This window comes from Streptomyces typhae (assembly GCF_009755605.1).
Taxonomy (GTDB): Bacteria; Actinomycetota; Actinomycetes; order Streptomycetales; family Streptomycetaceae; genus Streptomyces; species Streptomyces typhae.
Window position 1 is genome coordinate 1 of the sequence record NZ_WPNZ01000061.1, and the last position, 836, is coordinate 836.

The window sequence follows — 836 nt, forward strand, 5'->3', positions numbered from 1 at the left end:
ACTGTCCGATGCCGAGTGGGAGTTCGTCCGGCCGCTGCTGCCTGTGTCCTTGCGGGGGCGGAAGCGGCTGGACGACCGAAGGGTCCTGAACGGGATCGTGTGGAAGTTCCGCACCGGCACCGCCTGGCGGGATGTGCCCGAGCGGTACGGGCCGTGGCAGACACTGCACACCCGCTTCCGCCGGTGGGCCCTGGACGGGACCTTCGAGCGGATGCTGCGGGCCGCGCAGGCGAAAGCGGACGCGGCCGGGGACATCGACTGGCTGGTGTCGGTCGACTCCACAGTCGTGCGAGCCCACCAGCATGCCGCCGGGGCCCGAAAAGGGGGCTCTGCCCGCCGGCGCTCGGACGCTCCCGGGGCGGCCTGACCAGCAGGATCCACCTTGCCTGCGACACCTTCGGCCGCCCGCTGGCCTTCGTGGTCACGGGCGGGAACATCAACGACTGCACACAGTTCACCGCCGTGATGGACGCGATACGCGTGCCCCGCACCGGCCCGGGACGGCCCCGCAGCAGACCCGCCCACGTTCTGGGCGACAAGGGCTACAGCTCCAAAGCCATCCGCACCTGGCTGCGACGGCGCGGGATCAGCCATACCATCCCCGAGCGGTCCGACCAGGTCCGCAACCGGCTTCGGCGCGGCAGCCGGGGCGGACGCCCGCCGGCCTTCGACAAGCAGCTCTACAAGCGCCGCAATGTGGTGGAGCGGTGTTTCAACCGCCTCAAGCAGTGGCGCGGCATCGCGACCCGCTACGACAAGACCGCCGAGTCCTACCAGGCAGCCGTCACTCTCGCCTCGCTCCTGATGTGGGCGTGACATTTGAAGACAACTCCTAG

The 836-nt window shown here is 69.9% G+C and carries 1 pseudogene; it reads left to right on the top strand.

Annotated features, from left to right (window positions below):
- Position 1 precedes the first annotated feature (1 nt).
- Positions 2–816, top strand: a pseudogene (locus GPA10_RS41525) (IS5 family transposase).
- Positions 817–836: the final 20 nt, after the last annotated feature.